This is a genomic window from Streptomyces sp. CA-288835 (assembly GCF_050936385.1).
Classification (GTDB): Bacteria; Actinomycetota; Actinomycetes; order Streptomycetales; family Streptomycetaceae; genus Streptomyces.
The window spans coordinates 8552080-8577400 of the sequence record NZ_JBNJMW010000001.1 but is presented as its reverse complement, the minus strand read 5'-3'; the positions used below and the strand labels follow the sequence as shown (position 1 = coordinate 8577400).

The 25321-nt window shown below is 68.6% G+C and carries 25 protein-coding genes and 7 tRNA genes; 10 read left to right on the top strand and 22 right to left on the bottom strand.

The annotated features are described in order from the left end of the window. Positions 1-10 precede the first annotated feature (10 nt). Entirely contained in the window at positions 11-1672 is a 1662-nt protein-coding gene (locus ACQEVY_RS38740; protein ID WP_432954394.1) for a hypothetical protein, read from the top strand. Positions 1673-1904: 232 nt separating this feature from the next. Here the strand turns inward: ACQEVY_RS38740 and ACQEVY_RS38735 are convergent, their stop codons facing one another. From ACQEVY_RS38735 to ACQEVY_RS38720, 4 genes are all read right to left on the bottom strand, one after another. Then, positions 1905-2468, bottom strand: a complete 564-nt coding sequence (locus ACQEVY_RS38735; protein WP_432954392.1) for an HIT family protein — start codon at positions 2466-2468, stop codon at positions 1905-1907. 77 nt (positions 2469-2545) lie between these two features. Next, on the bottom strand, positions 2546-4522 hold the full coding sequence (gene thrS / locus ACQEVY_RS38730) for a threonine--tRNA ligase (protein ID WP_432954390.1): 1977 nt from the start codon (positions 4520-4522) through the stop codon (positions 2546-2548). Between the two features lie 121 nt (positions 4523-4643). Next, on the bottom strand, positions 4644-5876 hold the full coding sequence (locus tag ACQEVY_RS38725; protein WP_432954388.1) for a hypothetical protein: 1233 nt from the start codon (positions 5874-5876) through the stop codon (positions 4644-4646). Then, complete coding sequence (locus ACQEVY_RS38720) at positions 5873-6439, bottom strand: DUF4365 domain-containing protein (RefSeq protein WP_344388040.1); 567 nt, start codon at positions 6437-6439, stop codon at positions 5873-5875. Before ACQEVY_RS38720 ends, ACQEVY_RS38725 begins: the two co-directional genes overlap by 4 nt. A gap of 178 nt (positions 6440-6617) precedes the next feature. Here ACQEVY_RS38720 and ACQEVY_RS38715 point away from each other — a divergent pair, with 178 nt between their 5' ends. After that, positions 6618-7343, top strand: a complete 726-nt coding sequence (locus tag ACQEVY_RS38715; RefSeq protein ID WP_432954386.1) for a 3'-5' exonuclease — start codon at positions 6618-6620, stop codon at positions 7341-7343. Between the two features lie 77 nt (positions 7344-7420). Here ACQEVY_RS38715 and ACQEVY_RS38710 read toward each other — a convergent pair. From ACQEVY_RS38710 to ACQEVY_RS38670, 9 genes are all read right to left on the bottom strand, one after another. Beyond that, a tRNA-Val gene (locus ACQEVY_RS38710) sits at positions 7421-7492 on the bottom strand. Positions 7493-7531: 39 nt separating this feature from the next. Beyond that, positions 7532-7990: an SRPBCC family protein gene (locus ACQEVY_RS38705; protein ID WP_432954384.1), complete on the bottom strand. Its 459-nt coding sequence runs from the start codon at positions 7988-7990 to the stop codon at positions 7532-7534. Between the two features lie 101 nt (positions 7991-8091). After that, positions 8092-10842, bottom strand: a complete 2751-nt coding sequence (locus ACQEVY_RS38700) for a Tat pathway signal sequence domain protein (protein WP_432954382.1) — start codon at positions 10840-10842, stop codon at positions 8092-8094. 95 nt (positions 10843-10937) lie between these two features. After that, positions 10938-11537, bottom strand: coding sequence for a hypothetical protein (locus ACQEVY_RS38695; RefSeq protein WP_432954380.1), 600 nt, complete (start codon positions 11535-11537; stop codon positions 10938-10940). Between the two features lie 10 nt (positions 11538-11547). Beyond that, a complete protein-coding gene (locus ACQEVY_RS38690; RefSeq protein ID WP_432954378.1) occupies positions 11548-12447 on the bottom strand; it encodes a carbohydrate ABC transporter permease in 900 nt (299 codons plus the stop codon). Continuing rightward, positions 12444-13445 carry a carbohydrate ABC transporter permease gene (locus ACQEVY_RS38685; RefSeq protein ID WP_432954377.1) on the bottom strand — a complete coding sequence of 334 codons (1002 nt, stop codon included), beginning with the start codon at positions 13443-13445 and terminating at the stop codon, positions 12444-12446. Before ACQEVY_RS38685 ends, ACQEVY_RS38690 begins: the two co-directional genes overlap by 4 nt. Next, entirely contained in the window at positions 13445-14734 is a 1290-nt protein-coding gene (locus ACQEVY_RS38680) for an ABC transporter substrate-binding protein (RefSeq protein WP_432954376.1), read from the bottom strand. Before ACQEVY_RS38680 ends, ACQEVY_RS38685 begins: the two co-directional genes overlap by 1 nt. 912 nt (positions 14735-15646) lie before the next feature. Then, positions 15647-15718, bottom strand: a tRNA-Val gene (locus tag ACQEVY_RS38675). 68 nt (positions 15719-15786) lie between these two features. Further along, entirely contained in the window at positions 15787-16221 is a 435-nt protein-coding gene (locus ACQEVY_RS38670) for a TIGR02611 family protein (RefSeq protein ID WP_432954375.1), read from the bottom strand. A gap of 191 nt (positions 16222-16412) precedes the next feature. On the opposite strand from ACQEVY_RS38670, the gene ACQEVY_RS38665 reads away from it, so the two are divergent. Together ACQEVY_RS38665 and ACQEVY_RS38660 are read left to right on the top strand one after the other, a co-directional pair. Continuing rightward, positions 16413-16826: an SsgA family sporulation/cell division regulator gene (locus ACQEVY_RS38665; protein WP_003959770.1), complete on the top strand. Its 414-nt coding sequence runs from the start codon at positions 16413-16415 to the stop codon at positions 16824-16826. A gap of 404 nt (positions 16827-17230) precedes the next feature. Then, entirely contained in the window at positions 17231-17788 is a 558-nt protein-coding gene (locus ACQEVY_RS38660; protein WP_328772880.1) for a CGNR zinc finger domain-containing protein, read from the top strand. Positions 17789-17829: 41 nt separating this feature from the next. Here ACQEVY_RS38660 and ACQEVY_RS38655 read toward each other — a convergent pair whose 3' ends face one another. Next, positions 17830-17982: a hypothetical protein gene (locus tag ACQEVY_RS38655; RefSeq protein WP_010988207.1), complete on the bottom strand. Its 153-nt coding sequence runs from the start codon at positions 17980-17982 to the stop codon at positions 17830-17832. Between the two features lie 261 nt (positions 17983-18243). Further along, a complete protein-coding gene (locus ACQEVY_RS38650; RefSeq protein WP_432954373.1) occupies positions 18244-18699 on the bottom strand; it encodes a hypothetical protein in 456 nt (151 codons plus the stop codon). A 218-nt stretch (positions 18700-18917) separates the two neighbouring features. Between ACQEVY_RS38650 and ACQEVY_RS38645 the strand changes: the two genes are divergently transcribed. After that, positions 18918-19442, top strand: coding sequence for a DsbA family protein (locus ACQEVY_RS38645; protein WP_432954371.1), 525 nt, complete (start codon positions 18918-18920; stop codon positions 19440-19442). Between the two features lie 28 nt (positions 19443-19470). Here the strand turns inward: ACQEVY_RS38645 and ACQEVY_RS38640 are convergent, their stop codons facing one another. The 3 genes from ACQEVY_RS38640 to ACQEVY_RS38630 form a co-directional block, all read right to left on the bottom strand. Beyond that, a complete protein-coding gene (locus tag ACQEVY_RS38640; RefSeq protein WP_432954370.1) occupies positions 19471-20220 on the bottom strand; it encodes a GNAT family N-acetyltransferase in 750 nt (249 codons plus the stop codon). A gap of 64 nt (positions 20221-20284) precedes the next feature. Next, positions 20285-21106 carry an aminotransferase class IV gene (locus ACQEVY_RS38635; protein WP_432954369.1) on the bottom strand — a complete coding sequence of 274 codons (822 nt, stop codon included), beginning with the start codon at positions 21104-21106 and terminating at the stop codon, positions 20285-20287. Beyond that, positions 21103-22164, bottom strand: a complete 1062-nt coding sequence (locus tag ACQEVY_RS38630; RefSeq protein WP_432954367.1) for a chorismate-binding protein — start codon at positions 22162-22164, stop codon at positions 21103-21105. Before ACQEVY_RS38630 ends, ACQEVY_RS38635 begins: the two co-directional genes overlap by 4 nt. A 156-nt stretch (positions 22165-22320) precedes the next feature. On the opposite strand from ACQEVY_RS38630, the gene ACQEVY_RS38625 reads away from it, so the two are divergent. The 5 genes from ACQEVY_RS38625 (at position 22321) to ACQEVY_RS38605 (ending at position 22773) form a co-directional block, all read left to right on the top strand. After that, positions 22321-22393: transfer RNA gene (locus ACQEVY_RS38625), tRNA-Gly, on the top strand. Positions 22394-22430: 37 nt separating this feature from the next. Beyond that, positions 22431-22504, top strand: a tRNA-Cys gene (locus ACQEVY_RS38620). A 1-nt stretch (position 22505) separates the two neighbouring features. Beyond that, positions 22506-22577 (top strand) — tRNA-Val (locus ACQEVY_RS38615). Positions 22578-22599: 22 nt separating this feature from the next. After that, positions 22600-22671: transfer RNA gene (locus ACQEVY_RS38610), tRNA-Val, on the top strand. A 30-nt stretch (positions 22672-22701) separates the two neighbouring features. Continuing rightward, positions 22702-22773 (top strand) — tRNA-Val (locus tag ACQEVY_RS38605). Positions 22774-22838: 65 nt separating this feature from the next. Here ACQEVY_RS38605 and ACQEVY_RS38600 read toward each other — a convergent pair. From ACQEVY_RS38600 to ACQEVY_RS38585, 4 genes are all read right to left on the bottom strand, one after another. After that, complete coding sequence (locus tag ACQEVY_RS38600) at positions 22839-23135, bottom strand: zf-TFIIB domain-containing protein (RefSeq protein WP_432954365.1); 297 nt, start codon at positions 23133-23135, stop codon at positions 22839-22841. A gap of 74 nt (positions 23136-23209) precedes the next feature. Beyond that, on the bottom strand, positions 23210-24166 hold the full coding sequence (locus ACQEVY_RS38595; protein WP_432955631.1) for an aminoglycoside phosphotransferase family protein: 957 nt from the start codon (positions 24164-24166) through the stop codon (positions 23210-23212). Between the two features lie 282 nt (positions 24167-24448). Next, a complete protein-coding gene (locus ACQEVY_RS38590; protein WP_328772872.1) occupies positions 24449-24658 on the bottom strand; it encodes a hypothetical protein in 210 nt (69 codons plus the stop codon). A 244-nt stretch (positions 24659-24902) separates the two neighbouring features. Further along, positions 24903-25178 carry a hypothetical protein gene (locus ACQEVY_RS38585; protein ID WP_432954363.1) on the bottom strand — a complete coding sequence of 92 codons (276 nt, stop codon included), beginning with the start codon at positions 25176-25178 and terminating at the stop codon, positions 24903-24905. Positions 25179-25321: the final 143 nt, after the last annotated feature.

Here is a 25321-nt window from a genome sequence, read left to right as displayed (position 1 = left end):
GGGGCGGTCAGTGGCGGACGAGGGATTCGATTTCAGGCCCGGGGCACAGATCCCGCTTCAGGGTGCCGCGGGACAGACGGCGGCGACGTTCGCCCTGGCCTCGGCGGCGTACCGCGACGAACCCGTCGAGAAGATCCTCGAAGCCAACAGCGAATGGCACAAGTCGACGGTCAAGCCGGGCCGCAAGTGGGCGACGATCTGCAAGCCGAACCTGGGCGAGGCATTCGCGCGAGCCGTGCAGCTGAGGATGCTGGGCGGTGCGCGCAAGCCGCTTATCCAGTCGTTCGGCACGGAGCCGCAGGTCGTCGTCGAGCACTGCCTGGCGGCGAACCGCATCCGCAAGGAGCGGGACAGCTGGCTCACCGCCGTGATGGTGCTGACCGGCCTGATCTTCCTGCCCGGTCTGGTCGTCTGGCTGCTGGTCTTCCAGATCCGCCGGACGATCGACAAGACCACCGACAAGCGAGCCTCCGCCCTCGCCACCGCCCTCCTGATCGGCGTGGCCGCCCTCGCCGTGATCTTCCTGATCCGGATGCCGTTCACCGGCTTCTGGGCTTGGTACGCGCGCGCGGCGGTCGTCGCACCCGTCCTCGGCTGGTTCTGGGCCCGGCAGATCTGCGAGCGTACGGCGAAGGACATGCGCGAGCGCTGGGCCAGTCTGCTGTCCGGCGGCGGCGTAGGCGCCAAGATCCCCGAGGCGGTGCCCGGCAGCCCCGGTGAGACCGCCGCCGAGCGGCTGCGCCAAGGGCTGGCCCGGCTCACCGCAGAGCAGCAGTCCAACTCCGTGTTCTACGCGGGCCCCAAAGGCATACTCGGCATGGGCACCCGCTGGGGCAGCTGGCATCTCGCCGAGGATCTGGTACCGAAGGACGCCGACAAGGAGATCCACCCCTTCCGCAGCTGGGACGTCATACGCTCGATCCACGACCAGCTGCGCATGCTGGAGCGCGGACCGCTCAACACCGGGGGTTTTCCCAAGCCTTCGATACGGCACTGGGTGGTCACGCCGATCGGTGAGGGCGCCAAGGAGGTGTCCCGGCCGGGGGGTACGGACGTGGACGCGTATCAGATCAAGAACCACGCCATCCAGGACATCTGCAACAAGCAGCAGTTCGGCAGCGGTGACCGGCACTACCTCGGAGTCCAATGGACGCTCTGGGACGGCCAGTTGATCATCACGATGCTGATCACCGTGACCGTGCTGCACGAGACCTTGCGGATCGAGGTCACCGGTCATGCCCTGGGGCCCGTGCACTCCCTGTTCACCTCGAAGCCCGAGGCCAAGACGAAGGAAGTCGCCAAGACGGTCAAGTTCTGGGAGACGACAGAGCGGAAGCTGCCGCTGGTCGCGACCGACGAGGTGGTACGGCTCGCGGTGCGCGCCCCCTTCACCTGGTATCCGCCGATCCTCGACTGGCTGGGCGGCAAGCTGATCCTCCCCGAACCCTTCGGCCTGCGCCACGCCTGGGCTGCCAAGCCCTGGCGCCACCGCTTCATGGCAGACGACGCCCTGCGCGCCGCGACCCCGATCCTCCGCGTGGTCCACGCCGCGGCTATACGCGTCCTGGACGAGAACGGCGTCAACACCGAAAAGTTCGGCACCCGCTCGGCCTTCCTGAGCACCCAGGTCCAGGACGCGGCGCCGAGCAAGGCGGACGTCTACGACGCGTAGGCCTCCGGCGGTTCAGCGGGAGAGGGGTGCCCGGAGGCAAGGGTGTCCTCTGACACCGGGCGCGGTTCGAAGCTGCGAGTCCGTCGTGGCTGGTCGCGCCCCGGCGGCGGAGCCGCCTATGTCACCGCCCCGCGCCCCTGAAGGGCGCGGTACTGCACCGGTCGTCACCGGGCACCCTTGCCTCCGGGTCCCTCACGACCCGCACTTCCCCCCCCCCCCCCCCGCAGAGCTCTCAGGCCCCCGGAGGCCACGCCTCCGCGAGCATCTTCCGGGTGTCCGCCAGGAGTTGAGGCAAGATCCTGGTGTGCCCGACAACGGGCATGAAGTTCGTATCGCCGCCCCACCGAGGCACAACATGCTGGTGAAGATGCGCGGCAATCCCCGCCCCTGCAACCCCACCCTGGTTCATACCGATATTGAACCCATGCGCCCCCGAAGCGGAGCGCAACGCAGTCATCGCCTGCTTCGTCAGCTCCGCAAGCTCCGCGGTCTCCTCAGCGGTCAGCTCGGTGTAGTCCGCGACGTGACGATAGGGCACGACCATCAGGTGGCCACCGTTGTACGGGTACAGGTTGAGCACCGCGTAGACCTGCTCACCCCGCTTGATGACGAGCCCGTCCTCGTCGGACTTGGCCGGGATCGAGCAGAACGGGCAGCCGTCGTCGGCACCAGGGCCGCTGGGCTTGTTCTCCCCCTGGATGTACGCCATCCGATGGGGCGTCCACAAGCGCTGGAACGCGTCCTGCGTCCCCACCCCGATCTGCTGCTCCGGCTCACTCGTCATGTGGTGCAGCATATGGCTTCACACACCATGCACGGCAAAGGCCCCCGGGAATCCCGGGGGCCCGAAACCCCGCGTCGGCGGGACCCCCATCACACCTGCACGCGGCGCTCCACAACATCAACAAGCTTCGCCAGCGCCTCGTCCCGCGGAATGCCGTTCTCCTGCGACCCGTCGCGATAGCGGAACGACACCGTGTCCGCGTTCATGTCATCGTCCCCGACGATGATCATGAACGGAACCTTCAGCTTCTGCTGCGTCCTGATCTTCTTCTGCATGCGATCCGACGAAGAGTCGACCTCGACCCGCAGCCCCTTCTGCTTAGCCTCGGCAGCGAACTTCTCCAGGTACTCGACATGCGCGTCGCCCACCGGGATACCGACCGCCTGCACCGGAGCCAGCCACGCCGGGAACGCGCCGGCGTAGTGCTCCAGCAGCACCGCGAAGAACCGCTCGATCGAGCCGAACAACGCACGGTGGATCATGACCGGACGCTGCTTGGAACCGTCGGGCGAGGTGTACTCCAGCTCGAAGCGCTCCGGCAGGTTGAAGTCGAGCTGGATCGTCGACATCTGCCAGGTACGGCCGATCGCATCCTTGGCCTGGACGGAGATCTTCGGCCCGTAGAAAGCGGCACCGCCCGGGTCCGGGACCAACGGCAGCCCCTGCTTCTCGGCCACCTCCCGCAGCGTCTCGGTCGCCTCCTCCCAAGCCTCGTCCGAGCCGACGAACTTCTCCGGATCCTTGGTGGACAGCTCCAGGTAGAAGTCGGTCAGACCGTAGTCCCGCAGCAGCTCGAGGACGAAGGTGAGCAGCTTGTCGAGCTCCTCCGACATCTGCTCACGCGTGCAGTAGATGTGCGCGTCGTCCTGGGTGAAGCCCCGCGCCCGCGTCAGACCGTGCACGACGCCCGACTTCTCGTACCGGTACACCGTCCCGAACTCGAAGAGCCTGAGCGGCAGTTCACGGTACGACCGCCCGCGCGCGTCGAAGATCAGGTTGTGCATCGGGCAGTTCATGGGCTTGAGGTAGTAGTCCACGCCCTCGTCGAGCTGCATGGGCGGGTACATACCGTCCGCGTACCAGTCCAGGTGCCCCGAGGTCTCGAAGAGCTTCCCCTTCGTCGCATGCGGGGTGTACACGAACTCGTAGCCCGCCTCCTCGTGGCGACGCCGCGAGTAGTCCTCCATCACCCGGCGGATGATGCCGCCCTTGGGATGGAAGACGGCCAGTCCCGACCCGATCTGCTCAGGAATCGAGAACAGGTCAAGTTCGCTGCCCAGCTTCCGGTGATCGCGCTTCTCGGCCTCGGCGAGGAACTCGAGGTGCGCCTTCAGCTCGTCCTTGGACGGCCAAGCGGTGCCGTAGATGCGCTGGAGCATCGGGTTTTTCTCGCTGCCACGCCAGTACGCGGCGGCGTTGCGCATCAGCTTGAACGCCGGAATGTTCCGCGTGGTCGGCAGGTGCGGCCCCCGGCACAGGTCCTTCCAGCACAGGTCACCGGTCTTGGCGTCGATGTTGTCGTAGATGGTCAGCTCGCCGGCGCCCACCTCGACGTCCGCGCCGTCGTCCGAAGAAGCCGAGCCCTTCAGCCCGATGAGCTCCAGCTTGTACGGCTCGGAGGCCAGCTCCGTACGCGCGGCCTCGTCCGTCACCACACGCCGCGAGAAACGCTGACCGCGCTTCTGGATCTCCTGCATCTTCTTCTCGATGGCCTTGAGATCCTCCGGCGTGAACGGCTTCTCGACGTCGAAGTCGTAGTAGAAGCCGTCCTTGACCGGCGGGCCGATGCCCAGCTTGGCCTCGGGGAAGAGCTCTTGCACGGCCTGCGCCATGACGTGCGCGGTGGAGTGGCGCAGGATGTTGAGCCCGTCCTCGGAGGAGATCTCGACGCCCTCGACGGTCTCGCCGTCCTTCACCTCGTACGCGAGGTCCTTCAGCTCGCCGGCCACCCGCGCGGCGATGATCGTGCGCTCCCCGGTGAAGAGTTCGGCGGCCGTAGTGCCCGTCGTCACCACGCGCTCTTCCCGCTCGGAATCGCGATGGATGATCACACGGACGTCTGACACCGGTCTCTCCTGACTGAAGGGGGCGTGCGCGTCTTCTCCTGCGTACGCAATAGAAGGGATCGTACCGAGCCCACGGCACCCCTCGCGAAAAGGTTGCCTCTCCCCCGGTCTCAGCCCCCGCTCAGTCCCCGCCGCACGTCTCCTCGAAGAAGGCCGTGATCTCCGCGGTCTCCTGCAGCGACTTCATCAGCCGGTCCCGTTCCGCCTCGTCCACCTGCACGGGTGCGACCCCGGAAGCGCCGGTCAGCCGGCGGAAGCCGCCCCGGCTCTCCAGCCGCCCGTGCACCCGTACCGGCAGCCCCAGCAGATGGGCATGGCCCGCGATCCGGTACGCCTCCTCGTCGAGCGTCATCCGTACGTGCGGTATCTCGGCGCCCGCGATGACCCGCAGCCGAACCGTGCCGTCACCGCGAGGCGCCGACCTGCGCATCCGTACGACCGTGCCCGTGATCCGCACCACCACGGACGGTTCCTCGCGCAGATAGCGGGCGCCGGCCTCGCGCAGGACGGGCAGGTCGCCGGGTGAGAACTCGACGGGTTCGGCGGGTGTCGCACAGCCCTCGGGGACTCCGGCGGCGGGCGCCCACTCGACGGCGATCCGGGCGCCCTCGGTGCCCTTCACGAGGTGGATGAGAGCTTCTGTGAGCTCACGGCTGACGCCCGCTTCGACGGCGCTGTCGAAGGCGTCCATGCCGCCGGTGGCGCGTTGGTAGTCGATGGCCTCGCGGGCCGCGTACACCGCCTGGTGGAGCCGGACGGCGAGCGGCCGCCCGGTGGCGACGGGCACTAAGGCGGTCAGTTGCCGGCCGTCGGGCCCGGCCGAGACGAGCAGGTTCTCCAGGGACGCGGCGGCGGGCCTGCGGTGGCGGGCGCCGTAGTAGCCGGCACGCGCGCGTACGGCGAGGGCGCCCGCGAGGAGCATCTGGCGGGCTGCCTTGCGCAGCTGCTCCTCGACGGTCCAGGGGGTGGCGCCGACGGGTCCGGTGGGCACATCGCGCTGCCAGCGGATCTCGTCGCTGGGAACGGCGAGGCCGATCAGTACGTCGCGAGCGGAGGGCGAGCCGCTGCGCGAGAGCGCGAGGAGGGCCTCGCCGAGGAGGTCGTCGCTGTCGGGGAAGGCCCGGCTCTCCGGCACGAGCAGGCTGGTGCCGGCGCCGCCGGGCCCGGGCGGGGTCCAGCGTCCGTACCGTCCGGCGGCTCCGCCACGGCGCTGCCAGCCGTGCCGGTGCAGCAGCGCGCTGAGGACGGCGGGGTCGACCTGGTCGGGCCGGGGCGGCCGGTCCCACTGGCCCGGCGGCTCCACCGGGTGGGGCCTGGCTGGTCGTGCCGGTTCGTCGGTCGGGCGGTGCGTCACGGTCTGCCTCCCGTTCCGACCCGCGTCATGATTTCGCAGAGCGCCCGGTCGTCGAAGATGCGCGAGGTCGGTATCCGCACGGTGGTCCTGCGCCGGCCGGTGATGCGATGTCCGGCGAGGTTGGTCCAGTAGCAGCAGTGCCGCAGATCGAGCCGGTCGTGGCTGGCGCGCAGCCAGTCGTCCTGGGATCTGGGCACCAGCATCACCACCAGTATTTTGTGCACCGAGACCGGGCTGCGGGCGAGCTTCTCCAGGTGGGCGTTGTCGAGCGTGAAGGAGAAGGCCGGGCCCGGGGGGTTCGGCGGGATCTGGTACGTGCACTTGAGCTGCACCTTGATGGTGACTTCGTCGTCGACCGTGTGCCCGGGGGCGCTGTGGCTGACGTGCCAGTCGATGCCGTTGTCGGGAAAGGGCTGGGACAGGGAGCAGCCCGCGGCCGCCGCGACCGCGTGCAGATAGCCGACCTGCAGTGTCTCCATGCAGGCGGTGGTGGCGAGTGTGCCGCGATGCGGTGGTGTCCGCTGAGGCAGCAGCCCGCCCTGTTCGGGCTGCGCGATGGCCATCTCCAACAGCCTTCCGAAACCGGTGAATCCCCGCGACGGGCCGCTGAACTGCAAAGACCCGTATCTCTGTTGTCTCCTCCCGGCGTACGGCGCAAACAGCCCGGGTATCACCGAATCGGACAGGGGAGGGCGTGGACGGTCCGTCAACTGCCGAGGGTGAACGAGGAGTTGCACGCGTATGACGTGCTGGTACGAGGGACCACTGGCCGCGTTCGACACCGAGACGACGGGTGTGGACGTGGAGACCGACCGGATCGTGTCGGCCGCCGTTGTCGTCCAGGACGCTCCCGGAGGCCGGCCGCGGGTGAGCCGCTGGCTGGTCAATCCGGGCGTTCCGGTGCCCGAAGGGGCAACGGCGGTCCACGGTCTGACGGAGGATCACCTGCAGCGCAACGGCCGCTGGCCGTCGCCGGTGATGGACGAGATAGTCAGGGAGCTGGCTGAGCAGAGCGCGGCGGGTCGCCCGCTCGTGGTGATGAACGCGCCGTTCGATCTGACGCTGCTGGACCGGGAGTTGCGTCGGCATCGGGCGTCGTCGCTGGACCACTGGTTCGAGACCGTGCCGCTGCGCGTGCTCGATCCCCGGGTCCTCGACAAACACCTGGACCGCTACCGCAAGGGCCGCCGCACGCTGACGGACCTGTGCGCGCACTACGGCGTGGAGCTGACGGGCGCCCATGACGCGGCGGCCGACGCGCTGGCCGCGATGGATGTCGTACGTGCGGTGGGGCGCCGTTTCGCGGCCCGCCTGGAGCGGCTCTCGCCGGCCGAACTGCACACGCTGCAGGCGGTGTGGCATGCGGCGCAGGCCCGCGGCCTGGAGGCGTGGTTCGCGCGCAGCGGCACCGAGGAGGCGGTCGATCCGGCATGGCCTCTGCGACCGGAGCTCCCGGCGGCGGCGTAAGCCCTGGAGCATGTCATGGCACAGGCCCTTGACATGCGAAAAACCGGTCCGTCTGTGACGGACCGGCTGTCTCCGGGTGGGCGATACTGGGTTCGAACCAGTGACCTCTTCGGTGTGAACGAAGCGCTCTCCCACTGAGCTAATCGCCCGGGAACGCACTGAACCATACAGGTCGAGCGGGGTTCCCATCAAACGGGTTGTTGGTTCGCACCCAGGTACGCGGCCAGCCCCCGCCGTCCCGCCCGCATCATCAGCGCGTGGTTGGCGCGGAAGGCGGGTCGCCCCGGCACGGCGAGGCGACGCAGCAGGGGCTTGGTCACATGGACCTCCTGGTCGTAGCGGGCGCGCGTGCCCGAGCCCTCGGACGTGAGCGTCCAGCGTGCCCAGCCGTCCACATCACCGGTCATCGCGATCTCCAGGACCCCGGCCTCCCGGTCGCGGCGCACCTCCCGCGCGGTGAACACCAGGTCGTACGGGAGCAGCGAACGGATCCGGATGATTCCACTGCGGTCGTCGATCCGTGTCACCTCACGCACCTGCGGCCACCACCGGTCGTAGTTCTCGGCGTCGGCCAGCACGTCGTAGACGTCGTCGGCCGGCGCGGCGAGAACCCACAGGCTGCGGAAGCGGTAGTACGTCCAGTCCATGGCCCGAGTCTGCCCACGGATCCGGTGGTTGCCTCCCGCACTCGCCGGTCGTTGCGCTCGGCGAGTGCGGGAGGGGCTGGGGAGGTGGTGCTAGGCGACGGTCATGAGGGGAGCTTGTCGCCGACGAGCGCCAGGTTCTGGATCGCCGCAAGGCCGTACAGCGCGGTCGCGTTGGTGGACACCCACGCCGCCTCGCTGCCCGGCACCAACGCGGTCGGGCCGTCGATCTTCTTCGTGGACCAGTCGGTGGACTCCTTGTAGTCCCAGGTGTCCCGGCTGTTGTAGAACTGCTGCCACGCGCGCGCGGCCAGCTTGTCGTCCTTCAACTGCACGGCGGCGTACGCGTCTTGACGCGAGTGCCCCTGGAAGAGCAGCAGGGAGCCGAAGTCGGAGCCGTAACGGGCCTTCTGCTCGGCCTTCGTGGCGTTGAAGTAGCGGCAGTAGTCGAGCCACGCCTCCTTGAACTTCGGCATGTCGACCTGGTCGATGAGCTCTGCGTTCAGCTCGACCAGGCCGAACATCGCCGACAAGTGCGAGACGCCGACCTTGGCCTCCTTGTCGATGGCGAACTTCCCGGTGTCCAGGTCGTACAGCGCGTTGCCCTGGACGAAGCCGTTGGGCTGGGCCGCGATGGTCTCCATGGTGGACAGGACGCGTGCCTTGGCCTTCTCCCACTTGGGGCCGCGCCGCTCCCACTCGGTGAGCCAGGCGGAGACCAGGCCGCTCCAGTCGGTGCCGAAGCCGATGGACAGGGCGTTCCTGTCCGGCTCGTACGGCTCGGTGCGGATCTTGCGGATGGGGTCGAGGACGAGGAAGGTCTCGTCGGAGTCGACGTTGGCGTGCATGAGGTCGCCGACGCGTTCGTCGGCGGTGAGGAAGTAGTAGTAGCGGCGGTAGGTGGTGTTGGCGATGCGCTGCTGCTTGGCGCTGTCCGCGTAGTGCTGGACGCCGTGGCGGGTGCCGAGGCCCGCCCATTTGCCGAGGTGGTAGACGTCGACCTCGCCGGTGTGGCGGGTCATGGCCTCGGCGAAGCGGAAGATGTCGGCGCGGCCGGAGCGCATGTACGCGAACCAGAGCCACAGGTCGGGCGAGAGCTCGGAGTTGTCCCAGGCGTAGCCGCCGACGTCGTAGCACCACTGGTGGCGGCTGGGGTCGTAGCTGTGCATGATGTCGCCGTAGTCCCAGAAGCCGTACCAACGGCGCATCTCCACCTGGTCCTTGTAGTAGGTGAAGAGGAAGTCGAGGTGATCCTCGATCTTCGCCTTGGCGGCGGTGGAGCGGTCCGGCTCGGCGAACAGCTTGCCGAAGACGCCTGCCTTGATGAGCTGCTTGGGCGGGGCGGCGAGTTGCGGGGGCGTCCGTACGGCCTCCACCTGCTTGGCCATCGCCTCGGCGCTCGGTGTGGACTCGTGGGCCCAGAAGAGGAGTTCGCTGGTGCGGGCGATGCCGTAGGGGGTGCCGAAGCCGGGCTCGTAGTCCTCGTAGGTGATATTGAGGCCTTCGAGCTGTTCGGGGTACGTGTCCTGGCCCATGCCGTCGTGGTAGAAGCGCAGGTCCATGGGCTGCGCCTCGGGCGACCAGAGCCAGAGCGTGACCTCGGCCTCGTCCGTCTGAGCGTTACGGATGTCGAGCTGGGCGGGGAACTTCTCCCAGAAGTCCCGCAGCCCGAAGGCGAATCCCCCGCTCGCGCCGCCCACGTACCCGAAGCCGCTCGCCCGACGGCCGCCTCCCGCGGGGATCCAGCCGTGGCCCTTCTTGGTGCGCTTGCGCACGCCGAATCCGTCGGCGGAGAGCTGGGACAGGGTGTAGTCGCCCCACTCGGGGATGTATTGCAGCCGAGTGGTCACCCGCTGGTCCCAGGTGGACGGGTCGGGCAGCTTCTTGCCCTCGAACTGGGCCGTCCGCACAGCCGCCCCCGGGTCGCGCCGCAGCCCGGTGATGCCCTTGACCGCCTCGCGCAGCAGACCGGTCCCCTCACCGCCGATGCGGATGTGCCGGTCGTACGCGGCGTCGCGCATCGGCACCTTGAAACGCACACCGATGCCACGGATGAAGTCGCCGCTGGCCTTTCCGGGCTCCTGCTTCCCGTCGAACGTGATCGTGTGCACCATGCGGAACGACTCGGCGCCCGCGTAGAAGTAGAGCCGGATCGAGAACGGCAGCCAACTCCGGCCGCCCTTGCGGTGCTTGCCGTCGATGCGGACGACGGCTCGTACCGGTCCGTCCTGCTCGACCTCCACCTTCCCGATGACGCTCTCGAACCGCTCGTATTTCTCCGCGCCCTGGTCGCCGTCCTCGATCTCGGGCTGGCGCAGCAGTACGAGGCGGCCGTCCTTGGCGATCTCGGTGGAGCCGCGGGTGACGGACTTGACGAGTGTGGAGCCGCTCTTGCCGATCTTCGCGGTGATGACGCCGGTCGATATGTCGATGGTGCCGCCGCTCTTGTCGACGGTGACCTTCTTCTCGGGGGCCGCGGGCGCCCCGGCGCCGAGCGTGAGCTTTCCGGCGCCGACTCCGGTTCCGACCGCGTGGGCGGTCCACTTCAGCGAGCCGTCCGGCCAGTAGCCGATCGGCCAGGACTGGACCGGCACCTCCTTGCCGTCGGCGTCCTTCACCGCGAACGTCTGGTCCTTCTCGTACGCGCCCTTCGGCCAGGGCACGCCCACGGTGGAGCCGGGGGCCGCGCCGAGGCCGCCCTTCTCCAGCCAGTCCAGGGTCACCGGGTCGGCGTCACCCGGCTCGGCTCTAGGTGCGGCGTGCGCGCCCTGGGTGCCCAAGGCCCAGCTGAACTGAGCGGCGGCGCCGGCGACTGCGGCGGCCTTGAGGAGGGACCTGCGGGGGATGGGAGCCATGAGATGCAGCCTTTCCTTTCCGTGCGGGGAAGTCAGGGGCATGACAGAGAGAGGTACGACGCCGGGGGCGCCGACCTTGCTTGAGGTGCGGCCGGTCAGGGGCGCCGGTCGCGCGCCTCCACGGCGAGGGCCGCCGCCGCGACGGCTCCCAGGACGGGGACCGCCAGCGGCGCGACGAACCAGGCGGAGCAGGCCACCATGACCAGTCCGCCGACGAGCAGGAACGACCCGGCGGGGTCGAGGACGGTACGGCGTCCGGCGGCCCCGAGCAGCGCCCGCCACGACGCCCCGGGCTCCCAGACCGCCGCCGCCCGCATCCCGGCGACGACCAGCCCGAACAGGGCGAACAGCCCGACGGCGCCGACGAACGGCCCGCCGGGGATTCCGGCCCGTACGGCCTGCACATCCACCCAGACCGCGAAGGCCGCGACCCAGCCGGCGACGCCCACGAGCCACCCGCGGCGCACGGCCGCCCGGAAGTCGGCGACGAACTCCCGCCAGCCGCCGCCCTGATGCTCCGTACGCCGCCGCAGATGCCTCGCTCCGGCGGCGAACGCGGCGGGGTAGGTGACCAGGGGCAGCGAGGCCAGCGCGATCCACACGCCCGTCAGCAGGCACTCGGCGAAGAGCGCGAACCGCTCGGCGAAGACGGACTCCCGTGGCGTACCACGTGTCTTGGCAGATGCCTGGCTCATCCTGCGCACCTCAGCCCTTCAGACCCGATGTCGCCATGCCGTCGATCAAGTAGCGCTGGAAGGCCATGAAGAAGGCGAGTACCGGCAGGAGGGCGACGAGCGACATGGCGATCATGCCGCCATAGTTCGCCAGCCCTTCCTGGTCGACGAACATCTTCAGGCCGAGCGAGACCGTGTACTTGTCGGGCTCGTTGAGGTAGATCAACGGGCCCATGAAGTCGTTCCAGGAGTTGATGAAAGTGAAGATCGCGCTGGTGATCAGCGCCGGGCGGCACAGCGGGAGCACGATCGACCAGTAGATGCGCAGGTGGCCGCAGCCGTCGAGGCGGGCCGCCTCGTCGAGTTCCTTGGGCAGGTTGCGCATGAACTGCACCATCAGGAAGACGAAGAACGCCTCGATGGCGAGGTACTTGCCCAGCAGGAGCGGCGTGTACGTGTTGATCATGTTCATGTTGCGGAACAGCACGTACTGCGGGATGAGCAGCACGTGGTACGGCAGCAGGAGCGTGCCGATCATCAGCGTGAACATCATGTTGCGGCCCGCGAACTTGATCTTCGCGAAGGCGTACGCGGTCAGCGAGCACGAGATCACGATCCCGATCACCGAACCGACCGCGAGGAAAAGCGAGTTGAGAAAGAACGTGGAGATCGAGATGTCCGCAATGCCCTCGGTGAGGCCGGTGTAGTTGGAGATGATCGGGGAGCCGGGGAAAAGGTCCAGGCTGCCGACGATGTCTTCGCTCTTCTTGAAGGAGCCGCCGATGACCCAGATCACCGGGTAGAGGATGACGGCGAGGATCGCGAGGGACCCGATGTGCCAGGCGAGCGAACCGGGCAGCCTGCGCCGGAAGTTGCCCGCTTTCGTCGACTGTCCCTGAGCCGGCGTGATCTCTGTGACCTGCGCGCTCATGAGGCGCCCTCCTCGTAGTGCACCCAGCGCTTCTGGGACCAGAACAGCACCGCCGTCACCAGGGCGACCGCGACCAGCAGCATCCAGGCCATGGCGGAGGCCAGGCCCATCCGGCTGTTCTCGAAGCCCTGGACGTAGAGGTAACAGGTGTAGACCATCGAACCGTCCGCGGGACCACAGGCGTTGCCTCCGGCTCCGCCGCCGACGATGTACGCCGAGCTGAAGATCTGGAAGGAGTGGATGGTCTCCAGAAGGACGTTGAAGAAGAGGACCGGGGAAATCATCGGCAGCGTGATGTTCCAGAACCGCCGCAGCTTGCCCGCTCCGTCGACCTCGGCCGCCTCGTACAACTCGCGCGGCACCTGCTTGAGGCCGGCCAGGAAGATGACCATGGGGGCGCCGAACTGCCAGACGGTGAGCGCCACCAGGCTGTAGATGATCAAGTCCGGGTCGCCGGTCCAGCCGCCGACGTTCACACCGAAGATCTTCTGCGTGCGGTCGACGATCGCGTCGTCCGAGAAGATCGCCTTCCAGACGATGGCGATGGAGACACTCGCCCCGATCAGCGACGGCGCGTAGAACGCGGCCCGGTAGAAGGCCTGTCCGCGCCGCTTCTGGGCCAGGAGCAGGGCCACACCGAGGGCGGCGAGCAGCTTGAGCGGCGTACCGACGATGACGTACCAGATCGTCACCTGCACCGAATGACGCCAGCGCGGGTCGCCGAACATCTCGGAGAAGTTGTCGAGGCCGATCCACTTGGGCGAGTCGAACAGGTTGTAGTCGGTGAACGCGAAATAGAGCGAGGCGACCATCGGACCCGCTGTGAGCAGCAGGAATCCGGCGATCCAGGGGGACATGAAGAGATAGCCGGCCAGGTTCTCCCGGCGGCCCCGCCGCTTGAGTTCGGCGGGGCGCGGGGATTTCACCGGACCGTGCCGCGGCTCGGAGTCCTTGGACAGGCCCTCCATCGCAGGGGCGTGTGTCACGGTGGTTCCCATCAGCCGCTGAGAGCCGTCTTCGACTCGGTGAAGAACTGCTTGACGGCGTCGTCCACCGACCGCTTGCCCAGGCCGAGTTCCTCGGCGATACGCAGGAACGCCGCCTCACAGATGTCGGCGCCGTTCGGGTGCGGGGTGATGGGCTCCAGGACGCCCGCCGCGACGAGGGACTCCTCGTAAGCGGCTATCTCCTTGTTGACCGGGTCGGTCGGCTTGTACGCGTCGAACTGCGCCTGCGTCGCGGGCACCCCGCGGTCGTAACCCATGATCTTCGCGACCTCGGGATCATGCACCATGAAGTCGATGAACTGGGCGACTTCCTTGGGATGCTGAGTGCGCTTGGAACCGCTGAGCATCAGGGAGCCGAGGTACTGGCCGGTCTTCTTGCCGTCCGTGGTCGGGATCGGGGCGAGGCCGTACTCACTCTTGCCCTCGGAGGTGTAGCGGACCGTGAAGTTGTCCCAGGTGAACTCACCGCCCGCGAGCTCCGCGGCGACCGCGGACTTGGGCTTGATCTGGGCGACCTTCTTCGGGTCGGCGTAAAGGCCGGACTTCACGCCCTTCTCGGCCTTGGTCCACCAGTCCTTGAGATCCGACTCGGTGAACCCGAGGCCGTCCTCGGTGAAGAACGCTTTACCGTTCTGACGCAGATACAGGTCGTAGAGGTACATGACGCCGTACATACCGCTGTCGCCGGCGCGCCCCGTCTTGTCACGGATGCTCTTCATCCCCGCGTCGAAGTCGTCCCAGGTCCAGCCCTGCTCCGGCTTCACGCCCGCCTTGGTGTAGACGGGCTTGTCGATTACCAGGGCCATCGAGTTGGAACCGACCGGAACACCGAGCAGCTTGCCGTCGACCTCGCCGAACTTCTCCAAGCCGGCCCGGAAACCGTCCATGGAGAGGTTGCCGGCCTTGACCTGCTCGCTGAGATCGAGCAGCACATTCTTCGCGTCGTATTTGCGCAGGAATCCGATGGCGTTCTGGAAGACATCGGGCGGATTGCCGCCGGAGGCCTGGGTATTGAACTTCTTCCAGAAGTCGAGGTAGGGCTGAAAGTCCGTTTTTACCTTGATCTTCGGGTACTTCTTTTCGAAGAGCTTGATGGTTTCATTGATCCGCTTGGCGCGGTCTTCAGCACCCCACCACGCGTAACGGATCGTCACCGTCCCGTCCCCGGCGCCGCTACCGCCTCCACAGGCCGTCGCCGTGGCCCCCAGCCCCAGCGCGGCCAGCGAGGCTCCCCCCGCCTTAAGGATCGTACGCCTCTCAACGTTTCTGTTCTGCTGCATGGTTGAGCCTCCCCGCGACGATGCGTCCGCCCCATGAATCGTTTCAAGTAAGCGCTTGCCGCCACAAGTTACGGAGGCCCTCCGGGCGCGTCAATGACCCGGACAGGAATTGATGTGGCCGGGGTCGCGGGCGTGAGGGCTTGAACGGGGCTGGGTGAGCGGGGGTGTTGGACGACGTTGCAGGTGGGGCGGGTGGGGTCGACCCGTCGAACGGGGGGTTACTTGCGGAAGTTGGGGTGCTTGGGGAGGGAGATTCCGGGGCGCGGGCGTGGAGTTGACGGGTGGTCGAGAAGTGTCGAGGGAGGGTGGTGGGTGGTCGAGAGGTGTCGAGGGGGTGGCGGGTGGTCGGGAAGGGGCGAGGGAGGCGGCGGGCGGGCGGGCGCGCGCTTCCGTGCAGCGGGCTCTCGAGACGACGAGGACCGGCGCGAGCCACGGGGTGGGGCCCCGCGCTACGGGAGCCCGCGGCGTACGTCCAGGTGCTGCCCGGCAGCATTGAGGGCAGGAGCCGTAGGACCTGGTCAGCGGCTTGCGGGACGCACGGCCGCGGAGCGTCCGCCGCGTTCGCTGCCGCGTTCAGTGCATCGGGCGAGGTCAGGGACGTACGAGCTGGACTGTCACTGCTGAGCGCCCCGCCGGAAGTCCGGAAGTGCCGCTTAGCGGCACCTGCACCTCCCGGGCGCCCGGGAGGACGTACGCGGCTGCTGAACCCCCGACGCGTCCGGTGGGGGCCTCGACCTGCTCGACCTTGTGGAGCGCTTGGCGCTCCGCGAACGAAGGCGCTCACCTCGGCGAACCCATGGGGGGCGCGCGAGCGCGGGTGGCGAAGCCCCGCCTCCCGCGGCGAAGCCCCGCAAAAACGACGAGGGCGACCCAGCCCGCACCTTCCGCAGACATGGGTCGCCCTCGCACTCGTGGGCGATACTGGGATCGAACCAGTGACCTCTTCGGTGTGAACGAAGCGCTCTCCCGCTGAGCTAATCGCCCGGACGTAAGAAAACATTACCCCATGTCAGGGGGTGCTTCCGACCGCCCGCCGAGCATGCGGAACCCGGCTATTCCTTGATCTTCCACGGCATCACGAAGCCGAACCGGTAGAGGTAGATCCCGGCCAGCACCCCGACGATGACCAGACCGATCGTCGTCAGGATGATGTTGCGTCTGCGCACCTTGGGGTCGAGCGCACGCTGCGTCGCTTCGGTGACCTTGCGCTTCGTCCAGCGGAGCACCAGCTGCGCCCAGACGAACTCGGTGGCCCAGATCGCCATGCCGCCGAAGATCACCAACCAGCCCGGCCCGGGCAACGGCAGCATGATCACGCCGGCCACCACGACCGCGAGGCCCACCACGAACACGCCCACCTGCCAGCTCAGGTGCAGCACGCGTCGCGCCTTGATGAATTCCGGCGCACGCGATCCGAGCGGCGACTCGCCCTTCGTCTCATCGGCCGTCACGACGGCCTCCCCCGTTTCGTCACTCCCCGTATTCATACGGCCAAACCCTACCGGACACAAACCAGTCACTGAAATGGTCGTAGTCGACGAACGCACACTCGGCCGGATGAGCTACCTAAAGACACGCAAAACACTCAGAGGGGTTTACAACGGCACCGTAGGTGGCATGTCGATTTCGCCGACGTGCGAATCCCCGAGCGCACACTGAGCGAAAGGCCCTGGCGCTTATGAACACCACGGTCAGCTGCGAGCTGCACCTGCGCCTCGTTGTGTCGAGCGAGTCCTCACTGCCTGTTCCCGCAGGACTGCGGTATGACACGGCCGATCCCTACGCCGTGCACGCCACCTTCCACACCGGAGCCGAGGAAACCGTCGAGTGGGTGTTCGCCCGCGATCTCCTCGCCGAAGGACTGCACCGGCCCACCGGCACGGGCGACGTCCGTGTCTGGCCGTCCCGCAGTCATGGTCAGGGCGTCGTCTGCATCGCCCTGAGCTCCCCGGAGGGCGAGGCTCTGCTCGAGGCCCCGGCGCGGGCCCTGGAGTCGTTCCTGAAGCGGACGGACGCCGCTGTCCCCCCGGGCACGGAGCACCGCCATTTCGATCTCGACACGGAGCTCTCGCACATCCTCGCGGAGAGCTAGGGCGAGGCTCCGCGCAAGCCGCCCGGCGCCGTCCACTCGGGGAGACGGCACGGGCCCGAACAGCCCCATACGGTATACATCGGCGCCGTCGCCGCGGATTCCGCGGAGGCGGCGTCTACGTATGTGCGCAGAGTCATGGACCAGCCCTCCGTACATCGCGCCCCGCAAGTGCGCCCCAACGCTCGCGTGCCCCGGACCCCGGACCCCGTGCCGCGTGCCGCGTGCCGCGTGCCGCGACCAAACGTACGCTCGACCCAGGACACGGCACCGACGTCGCGGGTCCCGGTCGGCTCCGCCCATCCGGCCACTCGGTGTGGATAGCACCGATTCCCCCGTTTCGCGGAGCCGCTAGCATCGGCCAGCATCGGCGGGCGCACGCCCGACCCCAGGCCAGGGAGCGAAACGTGCTGATCACCCACGACACCCGGTGCGCCCTCGACATCGTGGTCGATCTGGTGAACACCGCACCGGAGGACGACACGGCGGACGGGCTCGCGAGTGTCGCGGATCTGGACGCATTCGTACGCAAGCACGACATCAGCGAAGTCGGGTCACTGTCCGAGCTCGATCTCACGGCCATGCGGAAGATCCGCGGCCGGTTCTGCGGGATCTTCGCGGCACCCGATGCCCGCGCCGCCGCCGTGCTGATCAACGAGCTGGTCGCCGCGGCCGGCACCACACCACGGCTCACCGATCACGACGGCTACGACTGGCATGTGCACTACTTCGCACCCGGTGCGTCCGTCGCGGACCACCTCGCCGCCGACTGCGGGATGGCGCTGGCCTTCTTCGTGGTGGCCGGGGAACAGGACAGATTGCGACGCTGCGAGGCGCCCGACTGCCGGCACGCCTTCGTGGACCTCTCCCGCAACCGCTCCCGCCGCTACTGCGACAGCCGGACCTGCGGAAACCGTCTGCATGTGGCCGCCTACCGTGCACGGCGCAAGGAGGCGGCCGGCTGACGGAGTCCTCGGCGGGTGACGCCAGGGACTCCGCGTACGGCTCAGAGCAGCAGCAGATCGTGCAGCGAAGCCATGAGCAGCAGACAGCCGATCACCGCAAGGAAGATCATCAGCGGTGGCTGGGAAAGCGCGAAGAGACAACCCCGCCGCTCCTCTGGAGGCGCAGCGGTGTCGCTCTGTGTTGTGTCCAGCATCTCGCGGGCGATGATGACGCAGCCGAGACCCTCGACGCGATCAACACGCCCGAAAAATGGGGGAGTTAGGCGAAATCCGTGATGTGACGGTCCAGTATCTGGGATAGACCGCTCCAGCACGTCCGGGATGGACGGCTCCGGCGCGAATTCCGGAGCGGATCGCTCCCTTGACCGCCTGGCTCAGCGCAGCCCACTGCGTCGGCTCACTGTGTCGTTTCAGAGAGCGGTCGATTCAGAGCGTCACATGCCGAACTCAAGGCGTCATATGCCGTGCTTCTTCAGGATGGCCTCGATGTCGCTGAAATCGTCTCCCGACTCGGCGGCGCGGGGCTTGGCCTTGCTCTTGGACTCGGGACGGGTCGCCGGGCTCTTCGCCGGGCCCAGCGAGGGCGCCGAGGCCGAGGGCGCCACCGCATCGCGCTGCGCGGCGCGGGCCGCCTTGCGCTCCTTGCGGGTCCCGCCGCCGCGCCGCTCGACGGCCCGCGTGGTCGTGAACAGCAGCCATGAGGCGCCGAGCACACCGAAGCCCGCCCAGGCCACCGGGCTGAAGGCGGTGTCGGCCGCCCATTCGACGGCCCCGGTCATCACCAGACCGAGGGGCACCAGCGAGTACGCGACAAGGCGAGCCGCCGCGAGGAAACGCTTGCGATACGCGGTGACCGCGGCGATACCCAGGCCTGCCGCGGCGGCGGCGGAACAGACGGTCTCGGCAATCATCCGGTCCTCCAGGGCAGGGCTCGCTCGGGCATGGTCGCTTCGTCCCTTCCATCCTGCACCGCACCGTGCCCGGTATGCCATGGTCCGGGCAGACCTCAGGGACATCTCCGGGTCGGGTCCTCCTCAGGGCCCGGTCCCTTCGTATCTGCGAAGGCCCCGTAAGGGGTCCCCGGCCGCGAGTTTGGGCCTCCTCGGCCACGGCTGGGAAACTGGTGCGCATGACCGACTCCTCCCCCGCGCACTCCGCCGTCCCCGTCCTGGACATCTGGTGCGACCTCCAGTGCTCCGACTGCCGTAGCGCCCTCGACGACCTGCGCGCGCTGCGCGCCCGCTACGGCGACCGGCTGGAGCTGCGGCTGCGGCACTTCCCGCTGGAGAAGCACAAGCACGCGTTCGCGGCCGCGCAGGCCGCCGAGGAGGCCGCGGAACAAGGCCAGGCCTGGCCGTACGTCGAGGCCGTGCTGGACCGGGTCGAGGAGCTGAACCGTAAGGGAGAACCCTTCCTCGTCGAGGTGGCCCGCGAACTCGGTCTGGACGCCGAGGAGTTCGACACCGCGCTGATCGACGGCCGGCACATGCTGATCGTCGACGCCGACCAGGCCGAGGGCAAGGCCATCGGCGTGACCGGCACGCCGACGTACGTCATCGACGGCGAGCGCCTCGACGGCGGCAAGAGCCAGGAGGGGCTGCGCGAGCGCATCGAGGAGATCGTGGACCGGCTGCTGGCCGGACAGCAATCCTGAGCCCAACGACGCATTCCAGCGCGGGTCTCTACAGCAGGTCTTTGTAGAGGACGTACGTGATCGTCTCGTAGGCGAGTGACTCGCAGAGCCGCTCGGCCGGGGCGTTCCCTACGGGGACGTCAATCCGGATCCCGGTCCGTCCGGCGGCGATCGCCTGTGCCTCGGCCAGCAGCAACAACGTACGGCCGTGTCCTCGGCGCCGATACCGTTCGTCGGTCTCCGCGTCGAGGACGTACGCCGTTCCGCCGCGAGCCCCCAGCCGCAGCGTGCCTACCGGCATCCCCTCGTCTTCCAGGACGCTGCACACCATCTCCTCGGGGGCAAGCCCGGCCGACCGCCAAGTGGCGTGGTCCTGGCCGGATTTGGCGCGCGCCTCGGCCTCCGTCATTGGCCGGCCCCGGCTGCCGACGGGCAGTTCGGGAGGAGTGCCGCCGAGCTGCTTCTCCATGATGCGCTCGCGCGACACGTAACCGAGCGCCGTGGCCAGCCGCAGCGCGGGCTCGGCGGCAGCGGGCACCGATACCTCGATCCGCCTGCAGCCCCAGCCGCGCGCCACCTCCTCGGCGGCGAGCGCGGCCACGGTGCCGCGCCCCCGCCGGCGGTCCGGCTCGTCGATCCCCAGCTCCCGGATCTGCGCGACGGACGGCCCGGAGAGGGGGTGGGTCGCGAGGTGTATCGCACCGACGGGACGGCTGTTCACGCAGACCTTGTAGTGGCGTGACAGCGTCCCGTCGGCTTCGCGCTGAAGCGGCTCGGCCGGCCGCAGGGTGGTGGTCATCAGGGATGTTGTACCCACCGTGGATTACCGGTGTCACCGAATAGGTGCGGCTGCGTGTGGACCTTTACGGATCGAGGTCGTCGCCCGCCCGCTCGTCGAAGATCCGCATGGCCTTGGCCGTCACCGGCCCGGGCGCGCCCGGGAGTTCGCGCGCGTCGACCCGGTGCACGGCCTGTACGTCGCGCAGGGTCGACGTGAGGAAGATCTCCTCCGCCCGCTCCAGAACGTCCAGCGGCAGTTCGGTCTCCTTGGCACCCGTCCACTCGACGGTGAGCGCACGCGTGATGCCCGCGAGGCAGCCGGAGGCGATCGGCGGGCTGTGGATCTCGCCGTCGAGGACCACGAAGACATTGGACCCGGTGCCCTCGCACAGCTGCCCCACGGTGTTCGCGAACAGCGCCTCGGTCGCGCCCTGTTCGCGAGCGCGGGCGAGGGCGACGACGTTCTCCGCGTACGACGTGGTCTTGAGGCCGACGAGCGCGCCGCGCTCGTTGCGCGTCCACGGCACCGTGATCACGGCGGTGGAGTCGGCCCGCCGACTGGTCTCGCCGAGGGCGACGACGAGGGTCGGCCCGTGTTCGCCGCGGTCGGAACCGAGCGGGGACAGGCCCCCGGTGTACGTGATCCGCAGGCGGCCCAGCGGCATCGGGTTGGCGTCCAGGACGGCGGCGCAGGCCCGGCGCACCTCGTCGAGGTCGGGTTCGGGCAGCCCGAGGCCGTGCGCCGAGCGGGCCAGCCGGTCGAGATGGCGGGTGAGCGCGAACGGCCGGCCGTCGACCGCCTTGACGGTCTCGAAGACGCCGTCGCCCACGGTCAGTCCGTGGTCGAGGACGGAGACACGGGCCGACTCGATGTCCCGCAGCCCACCGTCGAGCCAGAGCTTCACGTGAGAGTCCCTTCGCTTGCGTCGTACGCCCCAGACGCTACAGCCAGCAGCCGGGCGGCTTTCAGTTCCGTCTCACGCCACTCGAGCTCGGGGTCGGACCCCCAGGTGATACCCGCGCCGGAGCCGAAGCGCAGCACTGCCGCGTCCTTTCCCCGCTCGGCGGACCGGTCCATCCAGAACGTACGGATGCCGACGGCCAGTTCCCCGGTCCCGCGGTCGGCGTCCACCCAGCCGATGCCACCGCAGTACGGGCCACGAGGCGCCGTCTCCAGGGCCTCGATGATCCGCAGGGCACTGGACTTGGGGGCGCCGGTGACGGAGCCAGGCGGAAACGTCGCCTCCAGCAGCTGCGGCCAGCCTGCGTCCTCGCGCAGCTCACCGCGCACGGTCGACACGAGGTGGACAAGGCCCGGGTGCTTCTCGACGACGCACAGGTCGGGCACGGTCACCGAGCCGGTGGCGCAGACCTGCCCGATGTCGTTGCGGACCAGGTCCACGATCATCACGTTCTCGGCGTAGTCCTTCTCCAAGAGGTCGGCCTCGGTGCGTCCGGTGCCCTTGATCGGGCCCGACTCGACGATCCGCCCGTCGCGGCGCAGAAAGAGTTCGGGAGACGCGGTGGCGATCTCGACGCCGTGGTCGCGGAGGCGGAGCGTTCCGGCGTACGGGGCCGGGTTGCCGCGCGCGAGCAGCGCGGTGAGCGCGTCCACGTCGGCGTCCGGGTCGATGGGCGCGGACAGCACCCGGCAGAGGTTCGCCTGGTAGACCTCGCCGGCCGCTATGTGCTCACGGATGCGGCTTACGCCCGCCGTGTACGCGGCGCGGTCGAGCGACGACGTCCAGTCGTCCTTCGCGGGCCCCCGCCACTCCCCCGGCACCGGCGCGGGCACCGGCTCATGGCGTACGTCCCGGAAGCGGGCACACACCAGGCGCCCCTCGAAGTCCGCCGTGACCGCCCAGAAGCCACTCGAGTCCAGGGCCGCGGGGTCACTCGTGACGTCGCGGAGGCCGGTCGCGACGAGGCCGCCGAAACGGGCGAGAGCTGGGAGGTCGTGCACAGGTGCGAGTCTATGGCGGGCGCCGGGCGGGTGACCCGGCCGTGTCTCCCGGCGGGCGCACCGCAGCACGCTGCATAAACGCGTTTTTGTACTGGCCCGGGAATCCGCTAGAGTTCAACACGTCACCGACTCGCGCGAGTGGGCCGGGAAAGACAAGCGGACGTAGCTCAGTTGGTAGAGCGCAACCTTGCCAAGGTTGAGGTCGCCAGTTCGAACCTGGTCGTCCGCTCGCAGGAAGTGGGGGATCTTCCCGAACCCCCGCCCCTGGTGGAGTGGCCGAGAGGCGAGGCAACGGCCTGCAAAGCCGTCTACACGGGTTCAAATCCCGTCTCCACCTCCAAGGACGATTAGCTCAGCGGGAGAGCGCTTCCCTGACACGGAAGAGGTCACTGGTTCAATCCCAGTATCGTCCACTGGTCCGGTTCACCGGGTCCCGCGCGATTAGCTCAGCGGGAGAGCGCTTCCCTGACACGGAAGAGGTCACTGGTTCAATCCCAGTATCGCGCACGTACTACGTACCACCGGCAGGTCTCACCTGCGCGATTAGCTCAGCGGGAGAGCGCTTCCCTGACACGGAAGAGGTCACTGGTTCAATCCCAGTATCGCGCACAAGCCGAAGCCCCCGGCCGTCTCGTACGGCCGGGGGCTTCGTCGTGTGCGCTCCTCGGATGTGGTCAGGAGGAGAAGAGCATGTGGCCGAAGCTCTTGTGGCGCTTGTTGTGGCCGTAGTGACCACCATGGCCGCCATGCGGGGCTCCCCAGGCGGGTGCGGGAGCGGACGGGTAGGCCTGCGGGGCCGCCGGAGCGGGCGGGGGCGGCGGCGCGGGCTGCTGCCACTGGGATTCCAGGCGGGTCAGCGACTCCAGCTCGCCGTAGTCGAGAAAGATCCCGCGGCAGCCGCTGCACTGCTCGATCTGGACGCCATTGCGGTTGTACGTGTGCATTGGCGCACGGCACTTCGGACACTGCATGGTCGGCTCAACTCCTCGCCGGTCGGTACTGCTTCGCCAGGACAGACACTGCCCGGCTTCGGTTCGGTTGCACCTTACGTCGGGAACCCGGGCGCCAACTCCGGCGGGTGCGCTGCCATTCGTTCACAGGAGTCGATCACGGCCACCTCCACCTCGTCGAGCTCACGGCCGGCCGCCATCGCCTTCACGATCGCCAGGGCGCCCGTCTGAACGGTGAGAGCGCGGGCCGGGACGTCCAGGGCGTGCCAGGGGTCGGTGCCCGCGGGGAGGGCGGGTCCCTCGGCCTTCTGGTATGCCGTCAGGAAGCGGGTCCACTCGTCGGGCGGGAGGAGCCCGCAGGCGAACCAGGCGGCGGGGCGCGCCAGATCCCACGCGGGCTCGCCCACTCCAAGGTCGTCGATGTCGATCAGCAGCCAGGAGCCGCCCGGATCGCGGACGAGCTGCCCCAGATGCAGATCACCGTGGCACAACGTGCGGGTATCCGGCATCGAGGCCTCGTCCCGCGCCCAGGCAGGGAGGACGGACCAGGCTCGCAGGACCGGAGCGGCTGCCGGGTGAGGACCGGCCGTATGGAGGCGGGCGACGGCATGAGCCGCCTTCGCCGGGCCGCGCATCGCCGGGAGCCCGGACGGGAGTACGGCCTCGGGCGTCCGATGAAGGCGGGCGAGGAGGGTGGCGGCTTCCTCCCAGGGGGCGGCTTCGGGAGTTTCGGGGTCCACGGGAGTGCCGTACGGCCAGAACGTGACCAGTCGGCCGTGCAGTTCGGCCGCCTTTACCGCGATCGGCGCCAGGAGGACGCCGTCAAGGGCCGGATGCGCGGCGACGGCCATACGAGCCGCGAGCTCCCCAGCGTCGGTACCGGGACCATGCGCCTTAGCCACGGTGTCCGCATGCCGCACGACGGTGCCATCGACCCGATCCGCCAGCACAGAGGAGACCTCGGTGCCGCAGGCACAGACACTCGCACCCGAGTGCACCGCGGCACGCACCTTCGCGGCAAGCCCGGGCAGCACGTCTACGGTCACTCGAATCCCCCTGAGGTCGTACGCAGCCAACTCAACCCCACAAGCCCGGGGCAACCAAGTGAGCGTACGCAGCCGACAAACACCCCCAGAACCGCAACCATCAATTGAGCAACCACAACGGCGAGCAACCAGCTACGCGAGAGCGGCGCCGGTTTAGGCGCAAAGAGGCGCCCGCGCAGCTCCCCAGCTGCGCGGGCGTCTCTGTGCCGTCCGCCGCACCCCCGTCCCCACGGGGTTTCATGGCCGGATGTCCCCGCCCGGACCGCTCTTCCGGGCCTGGGGCGCCGCTCAGCGCCCCAGCATCACGCCCACGGACGACGCTTGTGTGACCACTGCTTCCCAGCCGCCGAAGACGACCACGAGCAGGGTCGCCAGGGGGAGGACCATGGCCGTCGCCACCAAGGGGTGGCGCTGGCCGGACCGGCGGGTACCGAACGCGGCGCTGTGCGCCTTGCGTCCCCGCGTGCGGATCATCGTCCGCGATGCCGTGTCCGCCATGGTCCCTCTCCTGACCTTCTGTTGATGAAGCTCTTGCAGTTGATGAGGCTGTTGTTGCTGATCGATCTCCTGCTGTCTGGCAGCGGCGGGTGACTGACCTCGGGGGACGAGTGCTGCACCCGCCGCTTGACTTCAAATCTAGGTGGGCGGGGCCCATGGGGCGTCATGCCGTCGTATCGATTGCCGGGCCTCCCGGAGGATGACCGATGACCTGCGGAGTACTCCCCTGGGTGGAGACGAGGTCCTAGGTCTCGGGGTCTTCCCGGAGGGGACGTCCGGTCTGCCCTTTCTGCTCCGAGCTGTCCTCCCTGGGCACGGGCTGTTCGACCAGGGCCAGCACCCTGGTCGCCATGAAGCGGGCCGTGCGGACCACCCCTCCGCTGCGGGTGACTTCGCTCACTTCCACCACTCCTCGGCGGACCGCCGTCTCCACCCGGCGCCCCGCGCGGCTCGCGACCACCTCGTATGTACGTGTCGTGTCCCCTGCGTCCACGACTATCTCCACGCGATCACCCTTCACTGGCCCAATCCCCCTTCTGCGACCGATGGTTGGGGATCCCGGCAGCCCAAAGCCGCTGAATTCGCCCGTCCCCTGACCATCTTTCAAGTCTCCCACCCGGCACTGACAATCGGCCGAGCCGCGAGGGCGCGGCCTCTGCGCAC